The organism is Burkholderia sp. E168m23 (assembly GCF_016586125.1).
Taxonomy (GTDB): Bacteria; Pseudomonadota; Gammaproteobacteria; order Burkholderiales; family Burkholderiaceae; genus Burkholderia; species Burkholderia orbicola.
In genome coordinates this window covers 1-6915 of sequence record NZ_BCPP01000313.1, presented here as the reverse complement: position 1 = coordinate 6915, position 6915 = coordinate 1, and the positions used below count along the sequence as shown (strand labels likewise).

The window sequence follows — 6915 nt, the reverse complement described above, 5'->3', positions numbered from 1 at the left end:
CTCTATACGGACATGCTGAACGACGCGGTGAAGGCGCTGAAGAACGGCAAGGAGCCCGACCTCACCGCCCCGCTCGCCGCGACGACCGAAATCAACCTGCATGCGCCCGCGATCCTGCCGGCCGATTACTGCGCGGACGTGCAGGAGCGGCTGTCGCTGTACAAGCGGCTCGCGAACTGCGAGCACGGCGACGCGATCGACGGCATCCAGGAAGAGCTGATCGACCGCTTCGGCAAGCTGCCGCCGCAGGCGCACGCGCTCGTCGAGACGCATCGGCTGCGGATCGCCGCGAAGCCGCTCGGCATCGTGAAGATCGACGCGAGCGAGGTCGCGATCGGGCTGCAGTTCGAGCCGAATCCGCCGATCGATCCGATGCGGATCATCGAGATGGTGCAGAAGCATCGCCACATCAAGCTCGCGGGCCAGGACAAGCTGCGCATCGAGACGCGCTCGCCCGACCTCGCGATCCGCGTGTCGACGATCAAGGAAACGCTGCGCGCGCTCGGCCCGAAACAGGGGGCGGCCGTCGCGGCCCGCTGACGCAATCCTGACGGGCGCGACGTTGCTGCACCGCATCGCGCCCGACGAAGGCGGGCAGGCGCGTTTTTGAGTATGATTTCCCATTCATCAGACGGAGTTTTGCCATGTCCACTCTCGACGCGACGGCGCCGTCCGCCGCAACCGAAGGCGATGCATCGCTCGTCAGCCTGCCCTGGGTCAAGCAACTCGTGTCGATGGACACGACGAGCCGCGTGCCGAACCTCGGCCTGATCGAAACGGTACGCGACGCGCTCGCCGCGAAGGGCATCGCGTCGACGATCACGCACGATCCGCGTGAAGGCTGGGCGAACCTGTTTGCCACCGTGCCCGCGCACGACGGTTCGACGAACGGCGGCATCGTGCTGTCGGGCCACACCGACGTCGTGCCGGTCGACGGCCAGCAATGGGACAGCAACCCGTTCGCGCCGGAAATCCGCGACGGCCGCCTGTACGGCCGCGGCACCTGCGACATGAAGGGCTTCATCGGCGCGGCGCTCGCGCTGCTGCCCGAGATGCAGGCGACGAAGCTCGCGAAGCCGATCCATTTCGCGCTGTCCTACGACGAGGAAATCGGCTGCGCGGGCGCGCCGCTGATGATCGCCGATCTCGTGAAGCGCGGCGTGCAGCCGTCCGGCTGCATCGTCGGCGAGCCGACCAGCATGCGGCCGATCATCGCGCACAAGGGCATCAACGCGTACCGCTGCTGCGTGCGCGGCCACGCCGCACATTCGTCGCTGACGCCGAAGGGGCTCAACGCGATCGAGTATGCGGCCCGCCTGATCTGCCACATCCGCGACATCGCTGACCGCTTCCGTGCCGAAGGCCCGTTCGACGAACTGTACGACGTACCGTTCACCACCGCGCAGACGAGCACGATCCAGGGCGGCAACGCGATCAACACGGTGCCGGCCGAGTGCCGCTTCGACTTCGAATTCCGCAACCTGCCGACGCTCGATCCCGAGCAGATCTTCACGCGCATCGAAGCGTATGCACAGGAAACGCTGCTGCCGCAGATGCTGCGCGAACATCCGAACGCCGCGATCGAGTTCTCGAAGATCGCCGCGGCACCCGGCCTCGACGCGACCGAGCAAGCCGCGATCACGCAGCTCGTGCGCGCGCTGACGGCCGACCAGGACAAGCGCAAGGTCGCGTACGGCACCGAGGCCGGGCTGTTCGCCCGCGCGGGCATTCCAAGCGTCGTGTGCGGACCCGGCAACATCGAGCAGGCGCACAAGCCGAACGAATATGTCGAGCTCGCGCAGCTCGCCGGCTGCGAGCAGTTCCTGCGCAAGTTCATTCGCAGCATGTCGGTCGACGCGCACTGACTGCCTCCCGCCACGCCAGCCCGCGTGTGCGGGTCGGCCCACTCCGCCACCCGCCACGTCATGTCGACTGAACAACAGGGCACTGCCCATACGACGATCGACGGCGAGCCGATTCCGACGCTCGACGAAATCGCCGCGCAGCATTTCGCGTTGTCACCCTGGGTCGCGCGCACGCCCGTGTTCGAGCGCGCCGACCTGCCCTCCCTCGAAGGCACGCACGTCAACTTCAAGTTCGAGCTGCTGCAGGCGAGCGGCAGCTTCAAGGCGCGCGGCGCGTTCACGCACCTGCTCGCGCTCGACGAAGACCGCAAGAACGCGGGCGTCACCTGCGTATCGGCCGGCAATCATGCGGCAGCCGTCGCGTATGCGGCGATGCGGCTCGGCAGCAGCGCGAAGGTCGTGATGTTCCATACCGCAAGCCCGACGCGCATCGCGCAGTGCAAGCAGTACCGTGCGGAAGTCGTGCTGGCAGGCAGCGCGTCGCAGGCGTTCGATCTCGTGCGGCGCATCGAGGCCGAGGAAGGCCGCTTCTTCATTCATCCATTCAACGGCTATCACACGATCCTCGGCACCGCGACGCTCGGCTACGAATGGGCGACGCAGACGCCGGACCTCGACGCGGTGATCGTGCCGATCGGCGGCGGCGGGCTCGCGGCCGGCATGGCGACCGCGCTGCGGCTCGCGAATCCGCGCGTGCACGTGTACGGCGTCGAGCCGGAAGGCGCCGACGCGATGAGCCGCAGCTTCGCGGCCAATCACACGATCAAGATGAGCGCGATGCAGACGATCGCCGATTCGCTGATGGCGCCGCATACCGAGGAATACAGCTACCAGCTGTGCCGGCGCCACCTCGACCGCATCGTCACCGTCTCCGACGACGCGCTGCGCGCCGCGATGCTGTTCCTGTTCTCGCACCTGAAACTGTCGGTCGAGCCGGCCTGCGCGGCCGCGCTCGCCGCGCTGCTCGGCCCGCTGCGCGAAACGCTGCAGGGCAAGCGCGTCGGCGTGCTGCTGTCGGGCACGAATACCGACCCCGCCACGCTCGGCATGCATCTCGCGCACGCGCAACTGCAGCACTGACTCCGCACCGCGCGTGCGCAGGCCATCCTAGGGTTATCCCCAGATTATGTTGACAGCCCTGTTGATAACCCGCCGGACCCGCACGCAAGTGGTTGAGCGCGCAGCGTTTTGCACGCGCGAAGGTCGATCGTCACGAAATGGGCAGATGCGGCGGCTGGCCGCATGCGCGGCGGCGCTCGCGCTGCTCGCCGGTTGCGCGGCAGCGCCCTCGTCCATCTCGGGCGCGCAACCGGCATCCTGCACGCAACCGGGCGAAAGCCGCATGCTGCAGGCCGACCTGCTGTTCGGGCGCGACATCGCCGGGCGCGGGCCCGTCACCGATGCCGAACGCGCGGCATTCCTCGCCGACACGGTCACGCCGCGCTTTCCCGACGGCCTCACCTACTGGGACACGCACGGCCAGTGGCGCGACCGCTCGACCGGTGACGTCACGCGCGAAGACAGCTTCGTGATCCGTATCATCGCCGACGATACGCCGGACACGCGCACACGGCTCGCCGCGATCCGGCAAGCGTACGTCCAGCGATTTCATCAGCAATCGGTCGGCATGACCGTCGTGCCGGCCTGCGCGTCGTTCTGATTCACCGGCTTCCGCTGCCGGTCGCGCACAAAAGAACGGGCGCCCGAAGGCGCCCGTCGCATGGCTGACGCACAGCGTACCGCTTACTTGCTCTCGAACATGTCCATGATCTGCTGCTTCTCCTGCGGCGTGACGGGCGGCGGCGCGAGCCCGGCCGCGCCGGCCGAGCCGAGGGCGTCGTTCGCGCTGATCGCGTTCTCCGCCGGGTTGATGTCGACGTTCGCGACGAAGCCGTTGCCCGGCGTCCGATCGGCGTAGTACAGCTCGCCGTCGATCGTCGTCAGGCCGTCCGGCATCGGCATCTGCTGCTCGGGCACGCCGTTCAGCGCGGTGCGCATGTAGTTCACCCAGATCGGCAACGCGAGCTGCGCGCCGAATTCGCGGCTGCCCAGGCTCTTCGGCTGATCGAAGCCCATCCACGCAACCGCGACGAGCGACTGCTGGTAGCCGGCGAACCAGCCGTCCTTCGCGTCGTTCGTCGTACCCGTCTTGCCCTGCAGGTCGTTGCGGCCCAGCGCGTTGGTGCCCGCGCCCGTGCCGGCCGTCGCGACCGAATGCAGCAGGCTGTTCATCACGTACGCGTTGCGGCCTTCGATGGTGCGCGGCGCCGTGCCGCCCGCGACCACCGGCTGCGACTTCTGCAGCGGCTGGCCGCGCGCGTCGTCGACTTCGGCGATCAGGTACGGATCGACCTTGTAGCCGCCGTTCGCGAACACCGCGTAGCCGGTCGCGAGCTGCAACGGCGTCACGAGGCCCGCGCCGAGCGCCATCGGCAGGTAAGGCGGCGTCTTCGCCGGATCGAAACCGAAGCGCTGCGTCACGTACTGCTGCGCGTACTGCGTGCCGATCGACGCAAGGATCCGGATCGACACCAGGTTCTTCGAACGCTGCAGGCCGGTGCGCATCGTCATCGGGCCGTCCGGCTGGTCGTCGTCCTTCGGCTCCCACGCGGTGCCGCCCGGCACGCTCGGCGGGAAGTACAGCGGCGCGTCGTTGATCATCGTCGCCGGCCCGAGCCCCTTGTCGAGCGACGCCGAGTAGATGAACGGCTTGAACGACGAGCCCGGCTGCCGCCACGCCTGCGTCACGTGGTTGAACTTGCTCTTGTTGAAGTCGAAGCCGCCGACGAGCGAGCGGATCGCACCGTCCTGCGGCGCGATCGCGACGAGCGCGCCTTCGACCTGCGGCAACTGCACCACCTGCCAGCCCGTCTTGCCGTCCTTCAGCACGCGCACGACCGAGCCCGGCTTGATACGCAGCGCGTTGTTCGCACGGGCGCCCAGCGCGGCCGACACGAAGCGCAGCCCGGCCGGGCCGATCGTCGTGGTCGCGCCGCCGACGAACTGCACCTCGACCGCGTTCGGCGATGCCGACAGCACGACCGCCGATTGCAGGTCGCCGTTGTCCGGGTGATCGGCGAGCGCATCGTCGATCGCCTCGTCGCGTTCGTCGCCGGCCGCAGGCAGGTTGATCGACGCTTCGGGGCCGCGATAGCCGTGACGGCGCTCGTAGTCGAGAATGCCGCGACGCACGGCCTGATACGCGGCTTCCTGGTCGGCCGAGTTGATCGTCGTCGTGACGGTCAGCCCGCGCGTGTAGGTTTCGTCCTTGTACTGCTGGTACATCATCTGCCGCACCATCTCGGCGACGTACTCGCCGTGCACCGCGTACTGGTTGCCCGGCGTGCGCACGTGGATCTCTTCCTTGATCGCCTCGTCGTACTGCGGCTGCGTGATGTAGCCGATGTCGAGCATGCGCTTCAGGATGTATTCCTGACGCACCTTCGCGCGCTTCGGATTGACGACCGGGTTGTACGCGGACGGCGCCTTCGGCAGCCCCGCGAGCATCGCCGCTTCCGCGAGCGTGATGTCCTTCAGGTCCTTGCCGAAATACACGCGCGCCGCGGCCGCGAAGCCGTACGAACGCTGGCCGAGATAGATCTGGTTCATGTACAGCTCGAGGATCTGGTCCTTCGTCAGGGCCTTCTCGATCTTGTACGCGAGCAGCATTTCGTAGATCTTGCGCGTGTAGGTCTTCTCGCTCGACAGGAAGAAGTTGCGCGCGACCTGCATCGTGATCGTGCTCGCGCCCTGGCGCGCGCCGCCGTGCATCAGGTCGGCCACGCCCGCGCGCAGGATGCCGAGGAAATCGACGCCGCCGTGCTCGTAGAAGCGGTAGTCCTCGATCGCGAGCACGGCCTTCTTCATCACGTCGGGAATGTCCTGGAAGCGCACGAGGCTGCGGCGCTCCTCGCCGAACTCGCCGATCAGCACGTGATCGGCGGTAAACACACGCAGCGGCACCTTCGGCTGATAGTTGGTCAGCGCATCGAGCGACGGCAGTTGCGGCGCCATCACGACCAGCGCGTAGCCGACGATCAGCGCGCCGACGACCGCGAGCGTCGCGAACAGGCCGACGAACCACAGCGCGACGCGCGAACCGAACGTGCGCCGGCGCCCTCCGCCGCCACTGCGCTGCTGCGCGCGGCGGCCGTCGTCGCGATCGTCGTCATCGGGGTAATAGGCTCCGGACGGCGAACGGCGCAGCGTGTAGTGGGGCTCGTTCCTGTCGGAAGAAGAAGGCGGTCGTTTGATAATTGGCATGTCGGAATGGCGGGCGTACGTGGCGCCCTCGGACGCATGCGGAAATGCAAGCGGATGAATCAGAGTGGGTGCATCGAGAAGCGGCTGTCACGTCGACAGACCCCACCGCGCGGCGATCCGTTCCCGCGACGTGACAGCGCATTTTAATGAAATCGACCGGGCGCCTTCGCGATTTTTTGTAAAAATTCCCGCAATGCCGTGATTTGCGGAACGTATTGTCGACATCCTCGGCCTATGATGGACACGCGATACGGCACGCACGGGCGAATTTCTTTCAGTCGCGAAAGGTTTGGCGTCCTGATGCGCGAGCCGCTTGAACTCGCGCGTTTAAGCCGTATTTAAGTGAACCGGTGGTGTAATATCCGCCGGCTCACGCGGGCCGGAACCGGCTCGCGACGGGCATTGCCGCGGTCACGCGGCGCCTTTCAACCACGGAGGATTTCATGTCGCTTTTCGACTCTATTTCGCGCACGATCAAAGGCCTGCTGAACGATGCGGCCGATTCGGTACAGGATCCGTCGCGCGACGCACGGCAGATCGTGCGGGAGCTCGACGACAGCATCGGCCGTGCCGAGAATTCGCTGATCGAAATCGAGGCACAGGTCGCGACCCAGCGCAGCAAGCGCGATGCGGCCGACGACAAGGTCAGGAAGTACGAGGACGGCGCGAAGCGCGCGCTGCAGGGCGGCGACGAAGCGCTCGCCCGCGAGGCGCTCGCGGCCCAGTCGAACGCGGAAGCCGAGCGCGACGCGCTCGCGGCCGAGCTGACGACGCTCGAGCCGTCGGT

The 6915-nt window shown here is 67.2% G+C and carries 6 protein-coding genes; 5 read left to right on the top strand and 1 reads right to left on the bottom strand.

The features are described from left to right. From JMF90_RS17345 to JMF90_RS17330, 4 genes are all read left to right on the top strand, one after another. On the top strand, positions 1-540 hold a 540-nt coding region (locus JMF90_RS17345; protein WP_307730537.1), incomplete at its 5' end, for a TRCF domain-containing protein. A 104-nt stretch (positions 541-644) separates the two neighbouring features. Beyond that, the gene (gene argE, locus JMF90_RS17340) at positions 645-1865 is read left to right on the top strand and encodes an acetylornithine deacetylase (protein ID WP_006478558.1); all 1221 of its coding nucleotides are present in this window, start codon (positions 645-647) and stop codon (positions 1863-1865) included. Positions 1866-1925: 60 nt separating this feature from the next. Beyond that, a complete protein-coding gene (locus JMF90_RS17335) occupies positions 1926-2945 on the top strand; it encodes a threonine/serine dehydratase (RefSeq protein ID WP_011549593.1) in 1020 nt (339 codons plus the stop codon). Positions 2946-3090: 145 nt separating this feature from the next. Further along, positions 3091-3525, top strand: a complete 435-nt coding sequence (locus JMF90_RS17330) for a DUF3574 domain-containing protein (protein ID WP_077179224.1) — start codon at positions 3091-3093, stop codon at positions 3523-3525. An 83-nt stretch (positions 3526-3608) separates the two neighbouring features. Here the strand turns inward: JMF90_RS17330 and JMF90_RS17325 are convergent, their stop codons facing one another. After that, positions 3609-6128 carry a penicillin-binding protein 1A gene (locus JMF90_RS17325; protein WP_011549591.1) on the bottom strand — a complete coding sequence of 840 codons (2520 nt, stop codon included), beginning with the start codon at positions 6126-6128 and terminating at the stop codon, positions 3609-3611. A gap of 443 nt (positions 6129-6571) precedes the next feature. Here JMF90_RS17325 and JMF90_RS17320 point away from each other — a divergent pair. Further along, on the top strand, positions 6572-6915 hold a 344-nt coding region (locus tag JMF90_RS17320; RefSeq protein ID WP_201325258.1), incomplete at its 3' end, for a PspA/IM30 family protein.